The organism is Nodosilinea sp. E11 (genome assembly GCF_032813545.1).
GTDB lineage: Bacteria > Cyanobacteriota > Cyanobacteriia > Phormidesmidales > Phormidesmidaceae > Nodosilinea.
The window spans coordinates 3,530,205-3,548,509 of sequence record NZ_CP136520.1; the positions used below are offsets into that span (position 1 = coordinate 3,530,205).

16 protein-coding genes are annotated in these 18,305 nt (G+C 57.9%); 6 read left to right on the forward strand and 10 right to left on the reverse strand.

What is annotated here, in order from left to right:
* Positions 1 to 105: 105 nt before the first annotated feature.
* From arsH to RRF56_RS17865, 6 genes are all read right to left on the reverse strand, one after another.
* Complete coding sequence (gene arsH, locus RRF56_RS17840) at positions 106 to 777, reverse strand: arsenical resistance protein ArsH (RefSeq protein ID WP_317034507.1); 672 nt, start codon at positions 775 to 777, stop codon at positions 106 to 108.
* Positions 778 to 780: 3 nt separating this feature from the next.
* Entirely contained in the window at positions 781 to 1,125 is a 345-nt protein-coding gene (locus RRF56_RS17845; RefSeq protein ID WP_317034508.1) for a winged helix-turn-helix domain-containing protein, read from the reverse strand.
* Between the two features lie 352 nt (positions 1,126 to 1,477).
* Entirely contained in the window at positions 1,478 to 2,110 is a 633-nt protein-coding gene (locus tag RRF56_RS17850; RefSeq protein ID WP_410510635.1) for a pentapeptide repeat-containing protein, read from the reverse strand.
* 35 nt (positions 2,111 to 2,145) lie between these two features.
* Positions 2,146 to 3,537 (reverse strand): DICT sensory domain-containing protein, encoded by a 1,392-nt coding sequence (locus RRF56_RS17855; protein ID WP_317034510.1) that lies wholly within the window; start codon positions 3,535 to 3,537, stop codon positions 2,146 to 2,148.
* 164 nt (positions 3,538 to 3,701) lie between these two features.
* The gene (locus RRF56_RS17860; protein ID WP_317034511.1) at positions 3,702 to 4,703 is read right to left on the reverse strand and encodes an alpha/beta fold hydrolase; all 1,002 of its coding nucleotides are present in this window, start codon (positions 4,701 to 4,703) and stop codon (positions 3,702 to 3,704) included.
* 44 nt (positions 4,704 to 4,747) lie between these two features.
* Positions 4,748 to 5,686, reverse strand: coding sequence for a fatty acid desaturase (locus tag RRF56_RS17865; protein ID WP_317034512.1), 939 nt, complete (start codon positions 5,684 to 5,686; stop codon positions 4,748 to 4,750).
* Between the two features lie 256 nt (positions 5,687 to 5,942).
* Between RRF56_RS17865 and RRF56_RS17870 the strand changes: the two genes are divergently transcribed.
* Together RRF56_RS17870 and RRF56_RS17875 are read left to right on the forward strand one after the other, a co-directional pair.
* On the forward strand, positions 5,943 to 6,662 hold the full coding sequence (locus RRF56_RS17870) for a GntR family transcriptional regulator (protein WP_317034513.1): 720 nt from the start codon (positions 5,943 to 5,945) through the stop codon (positions 6,660 to 6,662).
* Between the two features lie 76 nt (positions 6,663 to 6,738).
* Positions 6,739 to 7,938: a hypothetical protein gene (locus RRF56_RS17875; RefSeq protein ID WP_317034514.1), complete on the forward strand. Its 1,200-nt coding sequence runs from the start codon at positions 6,739 to 6,741 to the stop codon at positions 7,936 to 7,938.
* A gap of 37 nt (positions 7,939 to 7,975) precedes the next feature.
* On the opposite strand, the gene RRF56_RS17880 is transcribed toward RRF56_RS17875, so the two are convergent.
* Positions 7,976 to 9,463 carry a tetratricopeptide repeat protein gene (locus RRF56_RS17880; protein WP_317034515.1) on the reverse strand — a complete coding sequence of 496 codons (1,488 nt, stop codon included), beginning with the start codon at positions 9,461 to 9,463 and terminating at the stop codon, positions 7,976 to 7,978.
* On the reverse strand, positions 9,438 to 10,841 hold the full coding sequence (locus RRF56_RS17885) for an ATP-binding protein (RefSeq protein WP_317034516.1): 1,404 nt from the start codon (positions 10,839 to 10,841) through the stop codon (positions 9,438 to 9,440). Before RRF56_RS17885 ends, RRF56_RS17880 begins: the two co-directional genes overlap by 26 nt.
* A 493-nt stretch (positions 10,842 to 11,334) precedes the next feature.
* On the opposite strand from RRF56_RS17885, the gene RRF56_RS17890 reads away from it, so the two are divergent.
* The 4 genes from RRF56_RS17890 (at position 11,335) to purF (ending at position 16,285) form a co-directional block, all read left to right on the forward strand.
* Entirely contained in the window at positions 11,335 to 11,640 is a 306-nt protein-coding gene (locus RRF56_RS17890; protein ID WP_317034517.1) for a GIY-YIG nuclease family protein, read from the forward strand.
* A gap of 294 nt (positions 11,641 to 11,934) precedes the next feature.
* Complete coding sequence (locus tag RRF56_RS17895) at positions 11,935 to 12,462, forward strand: alpha/beta hydrolase (protein WP_317034518.1); 528 nt, start codon at positions 11,935 to 11,937, stop codon at positions 12,460 to 12,462.
* 827 nt (positions 12,463 to 13,289) lie between these two features.
* Complete coding sequence (gap, locus tag RRF56_RS17900; protein WP_317034519.1) at positions 13,290 to 14,342, forward strand: type I glyceraldehyde-3-phosphate dehydrogenase; 1,053 nt, start codon at positions 13,290 to 13,292, stop codon at positions 14,340 to 14,342.
* 425 nt (positions 14,343 to 14,767) lie between these two features.
* Entirely contained in the window at positions 14,768 to 16,285 is a 1,518-nt protein-coding gene (purF, locus tag RRF56_RS17905; protein ID WP_317034520.1) for an amidophosphoribosyltransferase, read from the forward strand.
* 311 nt (positions 16,286 to 16,596) lie between these two features.
* Here purF and RRF56_RS17910 read toward each other — a convergent pair whose 3' ends face one another.
* Entirely contained in the window at positions 16,597 to 17,028 is a 432-nt protein-coding gene (locus RRF56_RS17910) for a DUF1622 domain-containing protein (RefSeq protein WP_317034521.1), read from the reverse strand.
* Between the two features lie 59 nt (positions 17,029 to 17,087).
* Positions 17,088 to 18,302: an NAD(P)/FAD-dependent oxidoreductase gene (locus tag RRF56_RS17915; protein WP_317034522.1), complete on the reverse strand. Its 1,215-nt coding sequence runs from the start codon at positions 18,300 to 18,302 to the stop codon at positions 17,088 to 17,090.
* Between the last annotated feature and the right edge of the window lie 3 nt (positions 18,303 to 18,305).

An 18,305-nucleotide genomic window follows, 5' to 3' on the forward strand; every position in this document is an offset into this window, starting at 1 on the left:
CTTAGTGTATGGCCCTGGGAGACCCGTAACTCCTCGGATGCCAACGGGCTGTTGAGAAATTAAACAATGTGAAGTCTTATTCCCAGGCGACCGGCTGAGAAGATGTCAAGCGGCTGGGGATTCGCCCGAGGCAGGGCCGATGGCTTGGCTGACGATCGCATTCGCCTGCTTTTCAGTGGCGGCTTTGCGCTCGCTATGGCGATCAGTGAGATAGTCGACCTGGTCGCGCAGCAGCAGGGTAAATTTGTACAGCTCTTCCATCACATCAACGACGCGATCGCGGTAGGGCGAGTCTTTCATCGTGCCATCGTCGTTAAATTCTTGATAGGCCTTGGGCACCGACGACTGGTTCGGAATTGTAAACATGCGCATCCACCGGCCCAGCACCCGCAGAGTATTGACCGCATTAAACGACTGCGAACCGCCGCTTACCTGCATCACCGCCAGGGTTTTGCCCTGGGTAGGCCGCACCGCCCCCAGACTCAGGGGCACCCAGTCGATCTGGTGTTTCATTAAGCCGCTGATGTTGCCGTGCATCTCGGGGCTAGACCACACCTGCCCCTCAGACCAGCTGACCAAATCTCGCAGTTCTTGCACCTTGGGATGGCTCTCGGGCACGCTGCCGTGGAGAGGCAAATCATGGGGATGAAAGAACCGCACCTCGGCCCCCATGGCGGCAATAATTCTAGCGGCTTCTTCGGCGAGCAGGCGACTGTAGGCGCGATCGCGCAGCGAACCGTAGAGAAAGAGAATTTTAGGGGGGTGATCAAAGCTCATGGGTTATGGCTCAGTTGCTAATGGATCATCGGCGGGTGGCGGCTCGGCGGGCCAAATAGCCGGGTCTGCCTGGCAGCAGTCTTCCAGCAAAAATCGCAGCAGTTGATTGGTGCCCTGCCAGTCAATGGCGTAGCGCACCTGCCGCTGCACCCGCCAAGACCGCAGCAGCTTGGCCCGCTCTAACTGCGCCAGATGGCGAGATAGGGTAGAGGGGTTAACGCCCAGGGCTTCAGCAATTTCCCCCGCCGCCAAACCCAAAGGCCCCGCTTTAACAAGGAGGCGGTACGCCGCCAGCCGAGTTTCCTGGGCTAGGGCCAGAAATGCTTTTAGAAAAAACGTTAGCTGCATAGCAATCAATTTAGCACAATTGCGCAATTATGCAATTGACGATCGAATGCTGGACCAAGGCCACTATGCTGCGATCGCCCTTTAGGCGCGGCCTTTCCCCCGGAAAAGCCAAGTCGAAAGCCCCAGCCCTGTGTTGATCGGTTTGCCGCCGTGTTATACCGAATTCGACTGGGCTAGCTCCGGTTGGGCTGGGCAAACACCGTTTGCCCCTACGCAATCCGCCTGTTTGGAATTGGGGGTATGTGATTCGGATTTGCTCTAAAAATAACCCTGAGACGGTGCATCGCTGCGCGGATGCACCCTACAGTTTTCATCGTTGGGGGTGTCGTCTTGGCGATATGGACAATTGGTATTAGTTGTCTAGGCAAGTGCCAATCAGGCAAGCGCCTGTGAGGCTAACGCCGTCGAGTTGAGTGCTGCTCAGGTCGGCGCAGAGCAGGTTGGCACCTCCCAGCGAGGCTCCCGACAGGTTGGCCTGCCGCAGATCGGCTTCTTCGAGATTGGCATTGTCGAGCCTGGCCCCCTGCAAATCGGTCTGCGACAGGTCGGCCCCCTTGAGGTTGGTATCGCTGAGGTTAGCGCCGCGCAGATCGGCCCCGCGCAGGTCTACCCCTTGCAGGTTGACCCCCATCAGATTGCAGCCGCTCAAAAACGCTCCCGCCAGACTGACGCCGCTCAGCCGTGACCCCATGAGGTTGGCCCCGCGCAGGTTGGCCCCGCGCAGGTCGGCCCCGGTGAGATCGCACTGCATGAGGTTAGCCCCCCACAGGTTGGCCCGCAGGTCGCTGCCCACCAGGCTGGCTCCCATCAGGTTAGCCCCCTCTAGGTGAGCCTTAGCCAGCGAGGCGCGGTTGAGATCGGCCCCCATCAGGCTGGCTCCAGCGAGGTGGACGCCGGCCAAATCAGCGCCAGAGAGGTCTTCATCTTCGAGGTCAGCTCCGGCGAGATGACGGAGTTTTCCCGCTCGCAGGGCGGCAATATCTATAGAATCGCTGGGCACAGAGGTCACCACGGAGGTCACTATCGAGGGAGCAGTTCAGAGGAAGCGGGGAAGACGGAAGTTTGATCGGCGATGTCGGGGTTCAATAGCCCCGACCCCAACGTAATTTTAGTCGGTATTGTGGGCAAGCTCATGCCCTGCTGGAGACCCAGCACCATTAGCTCTAGGATTTCGACTAGTTTAGGATCCCACCGTTGACCGGCTTCGGCCTGGCAGGTGCTCAATACCGTGCCGAAGATAGACAGATTGTCAGCGTTAGGAGCTTGGTCGTGGCGGGCAGCGGCCACCCGCCGCTGAAATTCGGCTACCAGCGCCAGCATGCGCGATTCTAGTGGTACGGCATCGCCGGTAAGTCCAGCGGGGTAGCCGCTGCCGTCCCAGCATTCGCCCTGGTGGGCAATGATGGCGGCCACGGCCCGCATGCGGGGCATGAGCCGCAGGGCCTGAACCTCAGGAATCAGCGGGCAGCTGGGCCCGTCCCCATCGAGCAAGGCTGAATCGGGGGCCGGGGCAATGCGGTGCAGCATCCCCGCCAGCCGCAGCCGCTGGAGTTGCCAGGCGGGCAGATCGAGGAGCTGGCCCATCATTTCTAGCAAAGACACCACTTCGCTGGCGGCCAGGGGGTTGACTGGGTCGCTAAAATCGACCAGCTGGGCCATACGCAAGAAGGCCTGAAGCTCGTTAGAAAACAAGTTTTGGTCGAGGTCGTCAACCAGGCTGTAGGCCAGGTTGCCTTGAAGGTCATTGCGGCTGTTTTGCAGGTAGTGCACGACCTGGGTAACGGTGTGGCTAACCGCCGTTGATGCATCGTTGCGGAGAGCTGGATTTTGCTGCTTGAGGCTGGTCAGGTGGGCAGTTAGCTGGGCCTGAAGATCGGGGTTGTAGCGACCGACATGGGCGATCGCCAGTTCGATAGTTTCTGCTACCAGAGCTGAGTCAAAGGTCCAAAATCCGTAGAACTTGCGCTCTAGGTCGTGCTCGGGAACGCCGGCTTTGCCGTAGTCGGCCACCGATAGCTCTTGGCACAGCACCATAGCGGTGTAGTCGGGGGAGAGAATGATCAGGTGCCACTCTTCGGCCACGGGGTCGTCGCTGGCCAGGTCAACTAGGGCGACATTCTCGCGCTGGCTGGTGGGGTGGTCGTGAAAGCCGGCCTCAGAGGCGGCCATAATCACAACCTGCTGGGCTTGGTCGGCGATCGCACTGTAGCGATCGGCTTCTTGTAAATACCATTTGCCCCGCTGAAAAGCCGTAATCACGAGAGGGGCGGAGTTAGAGGTTAAAATACAGTCTTCTAAGGCGTGGCAGAGAGCAACCAGAGTATTTTTGTAGTAAACGCCATAATTTAGCGGTGTGGTGTCTGGTTCCGTGCGACCGTCGACCAACAGCTTGAGTATTGACCCTTCCAGCATTGCAGCCCTCTAAATAACCCCGGCTTAGATAATTAGGATGATAACGCAGCTCGAGCGGAGAGCGGGGGCCGCACGGCGATCGCGGGGGTATCGTTCGGGTTGAGCGGCTGGGGTTCTGGTATTGGGCCTGTTTGGCCGATCGCTGCCACAATTTGCGAGGTTGCCTAGCTCAGCAGGTCTGCGATCGCTCTGCGAATAAATTCCTCATCCTCGGGGTTTTGATAAGGGTTGCCCGCCCGATGGCCCCAGATTGAGGGAATCGGGCGATATTCGGCGTTGGCGATCAGCGCCGCCTCGGCCTCGCAGTCTTCGGGGGTGAAATAGAGGTCAGTGGTGGCGGGCATAACTAGGGTTTGGGCCGTAATTGCCGCCATGGCCTTGGCATAATCGCCCTGGTAAATAGGATTGTCGCCCACGTCGCAGCGCAGCCAGGTGTCGATCATCGCCAGCAGGTTGTGGGGGTCGCGCTGGCGGTAACCCGCCTCCCAACCGCGCAAAATGTAATCTTCGAGCGAGTCGTAGCCCCAGGCCAGGTAGGGCTTAGCCCGGTAGTAGGCCTGCGAGGCCGCCCAGCTGGCGTAGATCTGGGCAAAGGTGTGAAAGCCGCGATCGGGGGTAGCCTCAAACCGTTCGCCGTTCCAGGCTGGGTCGCTGGTTAGCGCCGACCGCAAACTATAGAGAAAGAGTTTGTTGTGGTCGGTGGTTTTGGCGGTGCCGCAGAGGGTCGCAAGGCGCTGCACCCGCTCAGGGTAGATCGCCCCCCAGTGATAGCCCTGCTGGGCTCCCATCGACCAGCCGTAGACCAGGGCCAGGTGGTCAATGCCTAAGGAGTCTACGAGCTCCCTTTGGGCGCGCACGTTGTCGTAGTGGGTAAAGTAAACGCCGGGCTGGGCCACCGCCGGGCAGGTGCTGGGCGAGGTCGAGAGGCCGTTGCCAAACATATTCACCATCACCACGCACCAGTGGCTGGGGTCGAGAATGCCGCCGGGGCGCACCAGCCAATTGACATCGGTGTGCTGCGCCCCGTAGGAGGTGGGGTAGAGAATGGCATTGCTGCGATCGCAGTTCAACTCGCCATCGATCTGATACACCACCTCGGCCTCGGGCAGCACCACCCCGCACTGTAGCGGAAAGTCTTTGAGCGTCAACCGACTGGGAGAGGCCATAGCGGCTCCTTGGGCTCTACAGGCTTGGGCTTGAAGTTGAGAAATTATTTAAATAGAGCCGCTACAATCCCGCGATTAACCCCCACGTAGCCCGCATCAATCCGTTCAAAGTAGGGCTTGAGCTGGCCATGGGCAGCGGGCAACATCGCAAACGGAATCGACGGGTACAGGTGGTGCTCGGCGTGAAAAGGCATGTTCCACATGATCCAGCGCAAGGGCCAGAGGGTGAGGGTGGTGCGGGTATTGATCAGCGGGTTGGCATCGTTGGGGCAGCCGGTGTGCTCGGCCAACAGCACAAACCGTAGCAGGGGTTGGCCTACCGCCAGGGGCAGCACCCAGTAGGTGATCAAAAACCAAGGATTGCCCAGCAGCGTCGAGACCCCCACGATGGCGGCATAGGTGGCAAGCTGCAACCGCACCGATCGCACGACTTCACCCTGGGCACTTGCGGGCAGATAATACATCCCTTCCAGTTGTCCCAGCGCCACCCGGCTGTGGCAGCGCACTTTGCCCATCCACCAGGGAATGCCGCTGAGCTGCCAGAGATAGTTGCCGAGGCTCGTGGGCTTGGGGTCGTCGAGCTCAGGGTCTTTGCCCGGAATTTGAGTGTAGCGGTGGTGCCACTTGTGGTAGCGCCGATAAAAGCCGCTGTTATAGAACGACAGCAGCCCGGCCAGCCAGGCCGCACCATCGTTCAGGCGGGGGTTGGCAAAGGCGGTGCGATGGCAGCACTCGTGCATGGGGCAAAACATTAACGCTAGACCCGCTCCGCAAAGTATGAGGGCAGGTAGCGCTAGCCCCAGGGGAGCCGTGCCCCATAGCCAGCCACCGAGGACGATAACGGCTAAATGACCAGCAAAGCGAACCCCGCCTGCCCAGTTAGAGCGTTGGTTGAGGGTTGTTAGGGCTTCAGCCGATAAAATTTGACGCGGCTGGGAGGGCAATGAACTCGGTTCAGCAACGGGTGTAGTATTCGTAAGCATGGTGAACGGATGGCTAACGGAGAGTTGACAAGGGGTAATACTGAAAAAAGCAAGGGCGAGAACCTGGGCACCCATTTGCGGCTTGCCCGTGGCTGACGTTGCCCTAACGACCCGCTGGCTGAGCTGCCAGCCAAAACAACCATTACTTAACTTGTTATGACAAGTGAGTTTAGCACAGTTGCCTATGGCTGACAAAGCCATGTCTGGCAATCCTGACCCTGAGCCTGTTTGAGGCTAACTACCGCTTGCGCTAATCATGTCTACTCCCCTGCACATCAGTATTTCGGAAAAGCTGCGCCACCAAATTCAGGTGGGGGAGTATGCGGCGGGCGATCGCCTGCCCAGTGAGCACCAGCTGATGGAAACCTTTGGCGTTAGCCGCATTACCGCTCGCCAGGCGGTAGCCAATTTGGTCAGCCAGGGGCTAGCGATCGCCTACCGAGGCAAAGGCGTCTTTGTCACGCCGCAGAAAAAGGTCACCTACTCGCTCTCTAGTCCGCTGGTGTTTCTAGAGCAAGATATGACCCGTCAGGGAGTAGTCTTCTCCTTTGAAAATTTGGAGTTTGAGCCGATTCTGGCTCCGACCGAGGTGGCGGCTATTCTAGAAATCCCAACCCAGTCTCAGGTCTATCGGCAAAAAAAGCTGTTTCGCATGGATGGAGCCGCCGGAGCGGTAGATGTTTCTTATCTGGTGGCCGATCTGGGGCAGCGATTTGCGTCACTGCTAGAGCAGCAAATGACCTTCCCTACCCTGGCCCAACATGGCATTCCCATCGACCGGCTCGATGGTGTAGTTGAGTGTACCCACGCTGACTATGACCTCAGCGGCTATCTGGAGGTCCCCCTAGGGCACGCGCTCATGGTCTACCGCTACACAGCCTACTCCCGCCATCAGCAGCCGGTGCTCCACGGGGCCACCATTTCGCGGGCCGATCGCTTCTGCTATTCGCTGAGTACCCAGGCCCAGCCGGAATGATCGCCCATTGGGGCGGCGGCCTCAACTTGTGGCCTTACCTTTAGAGGGACCTCTTTCAGGAGAGCTGCGATCGCCCATGGCCCCTATCCCCTCGCACCGCCACCAGGAACGCTCCCGCCTGGGGTTCATGGTGCTGCTATATGCCGTGCAAGCGGCCAGCAGCAATCCGGGGTTAGCCTACCTGCCGGTCGCCGCCTACCTGACCCACACGCTAGATCTGTCGGCCAGTCAACTGGCTAGTTTTCAGGCCATGGTGTTGTTCCCCTGGTTGATCAAGCCCCTGTGGGCGCTGCTGACAGACAATGTCGCCCTGGGGAAATATCGGGTCAAGGGCTACCTGATGTTGGCGTACAGCCTGGTGGTTGTGGGGTTTGGCTGGCTGGGGCAGCTAGGGCAGCCTACGGCGGCAGAACTACTGGTCGGCATTGGCATCATTTCTGCGGCGGTGGCCGTTTCTGATGTCCTAGCTGACCGGTGGATGGTTATCGAAGGGCAACAGCGACAGCGAACGAATGTGTATCAGGCGGCTCAGTGGGTGGGGTGGGGTGGGACGGCAGTGGCGATGTTTCTAGCTGGGGGCTGGCTGGCTGATCGGGTTGCCCTCAGCCAGGTGTTTTGGCTCAGTACTCTGTTGCCCGGGGTCGCTTTGCTGCTGGTGGTCTGGCAGCTCCCCGAGCAACCGGCCCCTAACCCAGGCCTGCGGGTGCGTTGGCCGCAGTTTAGCCAAGCCCTCAGACAGCCTGAGCTACTCCGGGTAATGGGTCTGGTGGCAGTGCTCCAACTCGGTCCGCTGCCGGTAGATTATCTCTATCAGACCCAGGAACTGGGTTTTGACAACGGGGTGATTGGCCAACTCAGGGCATTAGAGGGCATCGGCACGGTGCTGGGCGCTTTGGGCTTTGGGCTGTGGGCCTGGCGATGGTCTCCGACCGCCCAGCCGCTGCTGAGCCTCGCGGTTGGGGGCCAGGCGGGGGCGATTCTCAGTCTGGCGTTTATGCAGGATGTCACTTCGGCCTACGGGGTCTACCTGGTGCGCGGCCTGCTAGGAATTGTAGGATTTCTGGGATTATTTGGGCGAGTTGCGCCCGCTTGTCCCCCCATTGCTGCGGGCTTCACCTATGCCTTGCTGGTATCAATCTCAAATTTTGCCGTTAGCCTGGGGCTGGTGGTGGGGGGCACCCTCTATGACCTCGGGCTACCGTTTGGCACCATTGCCGTAATCGGGGCGGGCTACACCCTGGCTATCGGCAGTTGGCTGATTTGCCGCCAGGCTTAAGGCTTTTGGGCGGCAGCCCCAACGGTGACCTGCCTGCTTATGGCGGCTTTTTTAGCCGCGCCACTCCGCGCGATCGCCAGTGGGCAAAGGGGCGAGTGAGCGTGTCCCAGACTTTGCGAAACAGCAAACGACCGTTGCTCGTCTGCCACGGGGGCGATAGGCGTAGCGCTCGGTAAACCAAGGTCAGAGCTGGACCATAATCGCGTTGCTCCCAATGCACTTTGGCCACACAGGCGTAGACGATCGCCTTGATATACGCTTCGGCTGCTTCGGCCTCTACGGTAGCTAAGGCCCGTTGGCTGGCCTGCTGAGCCTGGTGGTATTGGCCCAGAGCGGCGTAGCAGTAGGCCTGGTGAGCCATGATAATGGCGATCATGCCGTTCCCTTCGCCGATGCGACGGGCTACGCTTTCGGCCTGGTTGAAGTAGGCGATCGCCTCAGCACAATGGCTCAGACCGTAGGCATAGATCACGCCTAGATCGTTTAAGACTAGGGCTTCTCGGTTACAGCAGTAGATTTCGCGGTAGAGGGCCAGACTTTGCTGGCCGTGGGCGATCGCCGCCTCTAGATCACGGCTGAGAAAGGAACAGCGACACAACCCGACCAGGATATCGGCTTGCAGGATGAGGTTGTTTTGGGCTTGGCCCAAGGCCAAGCAGCGGTTGAGGTAAGGCAACGCTTGCTCTGGCTCGCCGCGCCATTCGTACACCTTGGCAAAATGGTGGAGCGTAGCCGTTTCTTGGGCTGAAAGCCGATGGGTTTGGGCCAGGGTCAACGCCTCCTGCAAGACCTCAAGACTGCGGCGAGTACGCCCGGTGTAGCCATAGGCCAAGGCGAGCTGTTGCAAGACTTTGGCGGTCGTTTCCCAGGCGGCTAAGGCCTGGGCCTGGGGTAACACAGCTTCTAGCTCATTAATGACCGCGCGATAGCGCATATATTCCATCTCCAGATCGGCCAGGCCGCAGCGGGCTTCTACCTCCAACCGCAGATTCGGTTGGGCTCGGCTGTCTGCTAGCAGCTTGTCGTAGTGGTGTCTGGCTTTGTCGTAGGCCCCCAACTGTTGCCACCCGTGGCCGGCCAGTTGGCGTAGCTCATTCTGCAAACCGTGGGTCGGTAAACCGGGGTCGACTTGGTCTAATAAGGCCTCGCACAGCTCGACCTGCTCGCGGCGGTGCCCCCATAGGCCTAACTGCCGGTAGAGGGCGGTACCATCGCCGACAGGAGCTGTGGCGATCGCCCAGGCGATCGGCCACAGCTCGGCCTCGCAGGCGTGATAAAACGCCTCTAGCCAACCCCGCACCTGGTCTAAAGGGGCCTGGCTATGCGGTTCGTAGTGGCTCAACCACTGCACGATGGCCATGTAGTGGCCATAGACCCAGGGCGATGAGAGATCTAGCGCTAATAAATCGGCGAGGCGATGGGGGCAGGAGGCCCCTAGATCGCCCCCCAGAGGGCTAGCAATCAGGCTCTCTAGGGGCGTTGCCGCTAGCCCGCCATCCTCAAGCGCGGGTCGAGGCGTTGTCATCGTGGGTGCGGAGGTGACGTAGATGGCTGAGAGCAATGCTGCGAATCAAATTGTGCTGGCGCAGATGGAGCTGGTCGTGGGTCACTAGCTCTTCCACTAAGTAGCGATCGATGAGGGCGTCTAGCATTAGCTGCTGCTGGTCAAGGTTGGGTTGCAGCGGAGTCAGCAGGTTCAGCCAAAAAGCCTCCACTACTGGGCGACGATAGACTGCCCCCAGACAGAGCAGCCGGTAGGCCAGCGGTACCTGGGCCTGCAGGCGGTTAAAGCTGGTTTCTAAGCGCTGGCGCACAATTTGCCGCAAACGCCGCGAATAGGAATCTAGCCGCAGCCGATCGGCTTCGCCCTCTAGGGGCATGGCCTGGGTAGCCCGCTCTAGCTGCTCAATCTCGTGGCCGTAGGTGCCCCAGTAGGCAGTCAGGTTGCCGTCAAACGGCGGGTTGAGAATTTCTCCAGCGATAATTTGCAAGGTCAGGGGGTGCCCTTCGTAGGCGGCTCCAATCCGCTGTAGTTGATTTTGAGTGGTGCTGTTGATGTCGGTGGCTAGCCCCAATTGCTGGAGCAGCAGCATTTGCTCGGTGGGCTCTAACCCCTTGAGGGGGACACAGCGCCAAACAGCGGGGTAACGGCTGCCGAGCGATCGCAGCTGCACCGGAAATTCTTGAGTGGCCACCAGCACCACAGTCTGACAGTGCTCAGCGGCCAAGAGGCGATGGAAAAACCGCTGCCACTGGGGATCTTTAAATTCGCTCCAGCCGGTTTCGTCGTTGCCTTCAAGGGTGGCTTCTAACCCATCTAAGATCAGCAGGCGGGGCTGACTGGTCAACTGGTTGACCACTGCACTGATGCTTTCCTCCGGCGAAAGCGAGGCTAAATCGCCAGCGCCACCGGTCAGGTAGGGAGCAATTTGGCTGAAGCTGGTCTGATCGCGATCGTCGAAAGTAACGCGGTGCCGAGTTGGCAGAGCCGTTTCTAGGCGTTGACAGAGCTGATTGACCAGAGCTGTTTTGCCAATGCCAGTCATGCCGGTGACCAGCAGCAGCCGACAACCCTGCTGACAACCCTGCACTAGCTCCTCGATCAGCGCCGCCCGCCCAACCCAGACCTCGCTGTAAGCTTTAGCGGCGGGCATTGTCTCTGCGATCGCAGGGGGTCGGTCGGCCACCTGGGGCCAATCGACCCCCGCCGCCTCACAGATCGCCTTGAACGCATCGGCACTAATTGGAATCCGCTGCCAGAACCGCCGCAGGGTGGCTAGAGAAACGTGAGCGCGATCGTACCAGGCCGCCGATTGCCGTCCCCAACCCTGTTGGCGAATCGCGTCTTCAACCCGTTCTAACCCCTTTCGAGAGGCTTTTAACCTGTCGCGCCGATTGGCCATCAGAATCTAGGAATTTCTAGTAAATCGTCACTACCTTGAATTAAAAGTTTGTCTATACTACGGTGCAATTACTGATTTACTCTTCAGAAGCTTACCTAGACAACCGTAAACATACTGAGCCAGTAGAGAAAGTATAACTCAGGGTATTGGCAAACTATAGTGAGATATTTTCTTTCACCTAGGCAGCTAAATTTTAGGGATAGGAGTTGTGTTGCTAAATAGATAATCTTAATTAGTGCTAGGCGTTTAATTAGGGCAGCCTAATTAGTCTCAGCACAGATTAAGAGCAAGCGGCACATGGATCTGAATCTCGTCATAATGCCAGGACTTGAGTAGATGATTTGAGTTATCTTTAGCACCTTGCTGTGGTGATTTTGGCTGGCCAATTTGTCAGAATCGTGTCGATCAGATCCAATGCCTTAAGGGGTTCCTGGCTCCAATGAATTCGTTAGCCTGGGTGTAAAAGGAGAAAATGATGAGAGCCGGTGAGGTTATGCCTTTTACCAGCATGAACATAAATTCAGTGCCAGAGACCGATGGCATCTATGTAATTTATGATGAAGCATCAGCAGATTTGCCTGCCTACATTGGTAAATCAAATAATATCCGGCGTCGACTAATAGAACACTTCATTGGTCGAGGCCGCAAAACTATTGATTTGTTTACAGATCAGGGGCATAATTTATGGTTTTCCTTTGACTATTCTAATAACCCCTATGGAGCTAGAGCAGTAGCGCTAGCAAAGCTTTCTCCCGCTGGCCAAAAAAAACGTAAAATTCAGTATTTAGAAGATCTTTAGGGGCGATTGCTGACAACGCTAGTGATGCTCTTAAAGCGATGCTCTAAAGTGGTAAAGCACGGCATGTCTAGCACTGAGGTCAGGCTCTGCTAGGGCAAATAATGCCCCTATCGGTTGATGATTGCTGTCAAAAATTGGGTGCTAGCACCGAATGAGCTACCTAGAGCGACCAGTCTCTAGTTCGTCACAAGCTTGCCTGGGCGATCGAATTGACCTCGCTATACTGAATCACATACTAGGGTCGCAATCCTACTACAGGTCAGGATGCTAGCTCTACATTGTTAGGAGGTCGCAATGCGCCATCAAACGCGTCAAGTTTTAATGGCAATCGCCTTGGCCAGTCTGTCTCTGGGGGCTTTGTTCGCCCCTGCTCAGGCGGCTGAACGGGTGCGCCTCAACTATCGCGGCTTTAGTCGCTCTGTACCGGTACCCCTGCTTGTGGCTTTGGCCGATACAGGTGCAACCTCTGGTGTGCTCGGCGGGCTACTCAATCAGGCGGGGCAAGATGCGAACCAACTGCGATCGCTGCTTACCCGGCCACTGCCCGCCGACCCTGTCGTGCTCGATCGCTCCCTCAACAGCCGTCCTGGTGAATGGGTGCTCGACTACCTGGCCCAATCGATTCACACAGGCAGAGGTGCAGCCGACCGCCAGGCGCTGCGGGCGGCCCTAGTGCTATCTGCTAGCGACGACAAGCAAATCACGCTGCTAGAGGTGTTGCAAAATTATCCCACCGAAGAAGTCGTGTTAGAAGGCGACAATATTCAAGCTGCCTACAACCGGTTAGCCAGCTTTTTGCGTCCCCTCTCCATTTTTCTATAGACCCTCCTTTCATAGACCCTCTTTTCACTGGTTTTGGTCTCACCGGCTGAGTGCATTCCGAGTTTGTAAATTCATCCTTTTGACAGCTAGCTAGTCCGTCATTTTCGTGCAGAACTTGCCCCCGCGAAGGCGTGGGGCGGGAATCTACAGCGAACAGCTTGCTCCCGAATGGACTCCCACTGGTGGGGGAATGACGTAGGCATCGGCAAAAGTGGGATGCACCCCAACGGCCTTTTGGCAAAATCCCGTTTAGATCGGTCTAGATCCCCCAATCGACTGGGAACAGAAAACCTGTTGACGCGATCCCACTATCGACTTAATAAAGAATACGCAACCATACCGACGACAATCGCTACCACCAACAGCGTCAGCGGTTCTAGCTTAAATTCTGTCTGTTTGCTAGAGCCAGTAGCGTAAAAAAACGCGGCCAACACAATCACTATTACAACTAGATCAAGGCCAGTAAACACAGCGCTTTCTCCATTGCCGACGAGAACTAGGTGCCAAGCAAGCCACTCTGGGTAACACTACAGACCTAACAGTTTCTAGGTATAGCGGTAGATGCTTAATCAATCACTTGCTTAACTCAGCATTTTAGTCTCCCACTGGGAGACCAAACTCTGAAATAAAAGCGTAGATCCCCACCTCCTCAGAACAACACCCCCTAGCATTTCCCCCATGGGGAGTGGCGAACCTTTGTCAAGTAGCCATGACCTGTTTATCCAGTAATGCTCCAAACGCCTGATTCAGGCTGCTTTGGATGATGTCATAACTGGCCCACATGCAGCCCATTCTCTGACAAACCTACGCAAAAGGACAATCTGACCATGACCACCCTAAAAGTTGGCATCAACGGCTTTGGCCGCATTGGTCGCCTGGTACTGCGCGGCGGCATCAAGAACCCCAACATTGAATTTGTCGGCATCAACGATCTCGTACCGCCCGACAACCTCGCCTATTTGCTCAAGTACGATTCCACCCACGGGCGCTTTGACGGTACCGTCGAAGCCGTGGCTGACGGCATTGTCGTCGATGGCAAAAAAATTCCCTGTATGGCCGAGCGCAACCCTACTGATTTGCCCTGGGGCGATCTCGGGGCCGACTACGTGGTCGAGTCTACGGGGCTATTCACTACGTTTGACACGGCCCATCAGCACATTGATGCCGGAGCCAAGCGGGTGATTCTCTCGGCCCCCACCAAAGACCCCGATCGCGTGCATACCCTGGTAGTGGGCGTGAACCATGACACCTACAACCCCGCCAACGACATCATTGTGTCGAATGCCAGCTGCACTACCAACTGTCTGGCCCCCGTCGCCAAGGTCATCCACGAAAACTTTGGCTTAGCCGAAGGGCTGATGACCACCGTCCACGCCGCCACCGCCACCCAGCCCACCGTTGATGGCCCCTCTAAAAAAGATTTTCGCGGCGGTCGTGGCGCCGGACAAAATATCATCCCTGCCTCCACTGGGGCGGCCAAGGCAGTGACCCTGGTGCTGCCCGAACTGAAGGGTAAACTCACCGGCATGGCGTTTCGCGTACCCACGCCCAACGTGTCGGTGGTTGACCTCACCTTTAGAACCGAGCAATCCACCAGCTACGAGGCCATCTGTGCTGCTGTCAAAGCCGCCGCAAACGGCCCCATGAGCGGCATTTTGGGCTACACCGAAGACGATGTGGTCTCTAGCGATTTCATCACCGACCCTCACTCCAGCACCTTTGATGCCGGGGCGGGCATGGGACTCAACGACCGGTTCTTTAAGGTGGTGACCTGGTACGACAACGAGTGGGGCTACTCCATGCGCGTAGTCGATCTCATGCTCTACATGGCTCAAACCGAAGGCATCCTCTCAGGGGTGAAGATTCCCGCTACCGTGTGACACCACCAACCGCTTGGGTAGGATAGGTCAAGGGATTGCTCCAGAGCCTATCCGACCCAGGTCTCTGGCTAGGTAGGATAGGTACACAAGCGTCGCCCAGCTTACCTAGGCTGGGTTGACTGAATACCGTCTGCACAGCCGGTGCATCTGTACCCCTAATTTGCGAGTATGCATTTGCTCGATTCATCGCTCCTATCCCTACCGGGGGGAAAGACTACAGGTGCTATGATCGACTTATGTTAAGGAACCATTAAGTTGGTTAAGGGAGTTCGGTAGTCTCTAATGCTGTTTTGAAAACGCCCATCCTATGATGAAGCTAGGCTCGCATTGGGGGCAGAATGCGGTTGCCAAATGCGCTTTGAAAGATTGCCTTTAAACGTATTGCTCCGTTGCCATTGCATTCCTACAGCCATCCTGCACCACCCATGACGTTCCCTTCCGACGCTTTCTTAGACGAGTCTTGCGATCGCGATCTTGCCGATCAGGGCGATCGCCCCGACAAACCCGAAGAAGCCTGCGGCATCTTTGGCCTCTATGCCCCTGACGAAGAGGTGGCGCGGCTGGCCTACTTTGGCCTGTTTGCCCTCCAGCACCGGGGCCAAGAGTCGGCGGGAATCGCCACCTTTGATGCCTCTGGTAGCCACTGCTACAAGCACATGGGCTTGGTTTCCCAGGTGTTTGACGACCATATTTTGCAAGGCCTGTCGGGGCATATTGCCGTCGGGCACACCCGCTATTCCACCACTGGCTCTAGCCACGTGTGCAATGCCCAGCCCGCCGTCGTACCCACCCGGCTAGGTGACCTGGCGCTAGCCCACAACGGCAACCTGGTCAACGCCGCCGACCTGCGGGAAGAGCTGATCGATCGCGATCACGACTTGATCACCACCACCGATTCCGAGATGATCGCCTTTGCCTTGGCCGAGGCGGTTAATGATGGGGCCGACTGGATTCAAGCCGCAGAAACGGCCTTTAATCGCTGCTATGGGGCCTTTAGCCTAGTGATTGGCACCCCCAACGGCATCCTTGGAGCCCGCGATCAGCAGGGCATTCGGCCCCTGGTGCTGGGGGTGCTGGGCAACGAGATTCCACCGGTAGGCGAGCCAGCTCAGTACGTATTGGCCTCAGAAACCTGTGCCCTCGACATCATTGGGGCTACCTACGTTCGCGATATCGAACCTGGGGAACTGGTGTGGATTACCCCCGAAGGGATAGTTTCCCGTCATTGGGCCGAAGCTACCCAACGCAAACTCTGCGTGTTTGAGATGATTTATTTCTCTCGCCCCGACAGCATTGTTAATGGCGAAAGCCTCTACAGCTATCGCCGCCGCCTGGGCCATCAGCTAGCGAAGGAGTCCCCCGCCGATGTCGATTTAATTATGGCGGTGCCCGACTCTGGGGTGCCCGCTGCGATTGGGTTTTCGCAACAGTCCCAAATTCCCTACGCCGAGGGCTTGATTAAAAACCGCTACGTCGGACGCACCTTTATTCAACCCACTCAGTCTATGCGGGAGGTGGGCATTCGCATGAAGCTTAACCCCCTCAGAGATGTGCTTGAAGGCCGACGGGTGCTGATCGTCGATGACTCCATTGTGCGCGGCACCACTAGCCGCAAAATCGTGCAGGCCTTACGGGATGCTGGGGCGATCGAGGTACACATGCGCATTTCGTCGCCGCCTGTGACCCACCCCTGTTTCTACGGCATCGACACCGACAATCAAGACCAACTGATTGCCGCCACAAAGTCGTTAGCCGATATCACCAAGCAAATTCAGGTCGACTCGTTGGCCTACCTGAGCTGGGAAGGCATGCTGGCCGCCACCTATCAAGACCCCGGCAGTTTCTGCTCGGCCTGCTTTACGGGCAATTACCCGGTAGAGATTCCAGAGCCGTTTAAGCGGGCCAAGCTCAAGTTTGAGGCCAAAGAGCCGGTCACCACCTGATCTACCCCTGTCACTCCTATCAAGAGAGTCGAATACCCCAGCAATCTGGTCAGATTGCTGGGGTATTTGCTGACATAACCTTAGTCCAGGCCAACGCCGTCCCCTCCTTGGGCGGGGTGCCCGGAGGGAGGGGTGGGTCAAACCTACAGCAAACTACAAGTCTCTTGATGGGGTTCGTTGCCAAAATGGCATAGACTGACCCACCCCTCCCCCTCCCAAGAGGGGAGGAGGAGCCTCGTTGACCCAGCACTGTTCTGATGGCGAACTCAGGTTGATATAGCTAGAGCCCCTTTGAGCAGAGGGCCAGATGGCTAGGGGTTGGCGATCGCCGTCCCTGGCAGGGCGGTTTGCCCCGGTTGATCGGCATCGGCCATGTCATCGCTAATGCTCTGGCTGTTGCGAATCGCCCGTTCCAGCAACAGATTCAGCGTCGTGCGCACAGCGATAATAATCACCAGCCGGGCAATATCTTCCCACTGGCTCGACAGCATGGTCTTGAGAATGCTGGCACCGACCAAAAAACTCAGCCCCAGGGAGAAGGAATAGCCCATGGCTAGGCGGCTGCGTTGAAAGGCAACCGGAGTTTGCGGCTTAAACAAGGAAGACCGCAGAAAAATCACCAGGGCGCGAACAATGCCCACCGAAATGACGAAAATGGCCAGCAGTTGGCAGGTGCTGATCAAAATTCCACTAAAGGCCCGCACTAAACCAGCCAGATTCGTCCCAAGCAGTTCAATATCCATAGGTTCAATTTTAGAGGAAACCTCTCAGGGTTCCAAACTGGGTGCAAAGCCACCCCCGATTACCGCAAGCCTAAGCGATGCTTGAGCACCCGCCAGCGGTGGGCCATAGTCGGCAGCCGCAGCCAGTAGGCCCACCGTCGGGAAAATGCCCCCAGCCGCCCGGTGATACACAGACCAAAGCCACACACCACTGCTTCCCCCTGTCCCAGGGTGAGCATGTCGCCCAGGTGATGATATACAAAGGGTTTGAGCGATCGCCCAGCGATCAGCGCCGCCAGATTGTGGGCAACAACCGGGGCGGCTTGGTAAGCCGCCTGCGCGGTTAAGGGAGCCCGTTCACGACCTGGAGCGGGCATGGCGGCCATATCGCCCAGCACAAATACATTGTTGTGGTCCAGCAGTTGCAGGGTAGGCCGCACCGGATATTGACCAAAGGGGGTGGGCTTAAGAGCATCGCCGCCCAGCCAGGGGCGGGGCACAGTGCCCACCGTCCACAGCACGATATCGGCCGGGGCATGGTGGGGCTGCCCACCGTGGCCAAAGGTCAGCCCGGTGGCGTCTACCCCGTCGATGGCTGCATTGAGATACACCGCTATACCTCGCTTACCCAAGGCGCGGCCTGCGGCGCGCTGCACCCGCTCAGGATACGATCGCAAAATTTCTCCCCGCCGGTCTACTACAGTGACGTGGCCTCGGGAGCCAAGGCGATCGCTGAGTTTGCAGGCTAGCTCAACGCCGCTGGGGCCGGCCCCGGCCACCACCACCTGCACAGTAGGCTGGTGGGCAAGATCGCCCAGCCGCCGCTCTAGGCGTTCGGCATCGCCCAGGCTGTTAAAGGGGAGGCTATGGGCCTGACTACCGGCCACCAACGGTGGCCGCAGCTGACTACCCAACGCCACCACCAGATAGTCGTAGGTCAGCGGTGAGCCCTGGCGCAGGGTGACGCGGCGCTGGGCTAAATCGATCTGCTCAGCCCAGTCTTGGCGCAGATCAACGGCGGTATGCTTCAGTAAATCTGTATAGGCAGGCGCAATTTCCCAGGGGGCCAGCTCCTGGGTGAGCAGCTCGTAGAGCAGGGGGGTAAAGTTAAAGCGATCGCGCGGCTCCACCAGGGTAATATGCACGGGTCGGGAGATTTTTCCCAGGTGCTGGTGCAGCGCCAGAGCGCAGTACAGCCCGCCAAACCCGCCGCCCAAAATACACACCCGCACAGCACTGTCCCCGGTGGGGGCAACCGATCCAGGGGCAGAATAGGGCGATCGCTTCGACGGCATAGC

Coding starts and splice junctions, on each gene's coding strand:
- arsH (WP_317034507.1), bottom strand. CDS start 777: ATGAGCTTTGATCACCCCCCTAAAATTCTCTTTCTCTACGGTTCGCTG.
- RRF56_RS17845 (WP_317034508.1), bottom strand. CDS start 1,125: ATGCAGCTAACGTTTTTTCTAAAAGCATTTCTGGCCCTAGCCCAGGAA.
- RRF56_RS17855 (WP_317034510.1), bottom strand. CDS start 3,537: ATGCTGGAAGGGTCAATACTCAAGCTGTTGGTCGACGGTCGCACGGAA.
- RRF56_RS17860 (WP_317034511.1), bottom strand. CDS start 4,703: ATGGCCTCTCCCAGTCGGTTGACGCTCAAAGACTTTCCGCTACAGTGC.
- RRF56_RS17865 (WP_317034512.1), bottom strand. CDS start 5,686: ATGCTTACGAATACTACACCCGTTGCTGAACCGAGTTCATTGCCCTCC.
- RRF56_RS17870 (WP_317034513.1), top strand. CDS start 5,943: ATGTCTACTCCCCTGCACATCAGTATTTCGGAAAAGCTGCGCCACCAA.
- RRF56_RS17875 (WP_317034514.1), top strand. CDS start 6,739: ATGGCCCCTATCCCCTCGCACCGCCACCAGGAACGCTCCCGCCTGGGG.
- RRF56_RS17880 (WP_317034515.1), bottom strand. CDS start 9,463: ATGACAACGCCTCGACCCGCGCTTGAGGATGGCGGGCTAGCGGCAACG.
- RRF56_RS17885 (WP_317034516.1), bottom strand. CDS start 10,841: ATGGCCAATCGGCGCGACAGGTTAAAAGCCTCTCGAAAGGGGTTAGAA.
- RRF56_RS17890 (WP_317034517.1), top strand. CDS start 11,335: ATGCCTTTTACCAGCATGAACATAAATTCAGTGCCAGAGACCGATGGC.
- RRF56_RS17895 (WP_317034518.1), top strand. CDS start 11,935: ATGCGCCATCAAACGCGTCAAGTTTTAATGGCAATCGCCTTGGCCAGT.
- gap (WP_317034519.1), top strand. CDS start 13,290: ATGACCACCCTAAAAGTTGGCATCAACGGCTTTGGCCGCATTGGTCGC.
- purF (WP_317034520.1), top strand. CDS start 14,768: ATGACGTTCCCTTCCGACGCTTTCTTAGACGAGTCTTGCGATCGCGAT.
- RRF56_RS17910 (WP_317034521.1), bottom strand. CDS start 17,028: ATGGATATTGAACTGCTTGGGACGAATCTGGCTGGTTTAGTGCGGGCC.
- RRF56_RS17915 (WP_317034522.1), bottom strand. CDS start 18,302: ATGCCGTCGAAGCGATCGCCCTATTCTGCCCCTGGATCGGTTGCCCCC.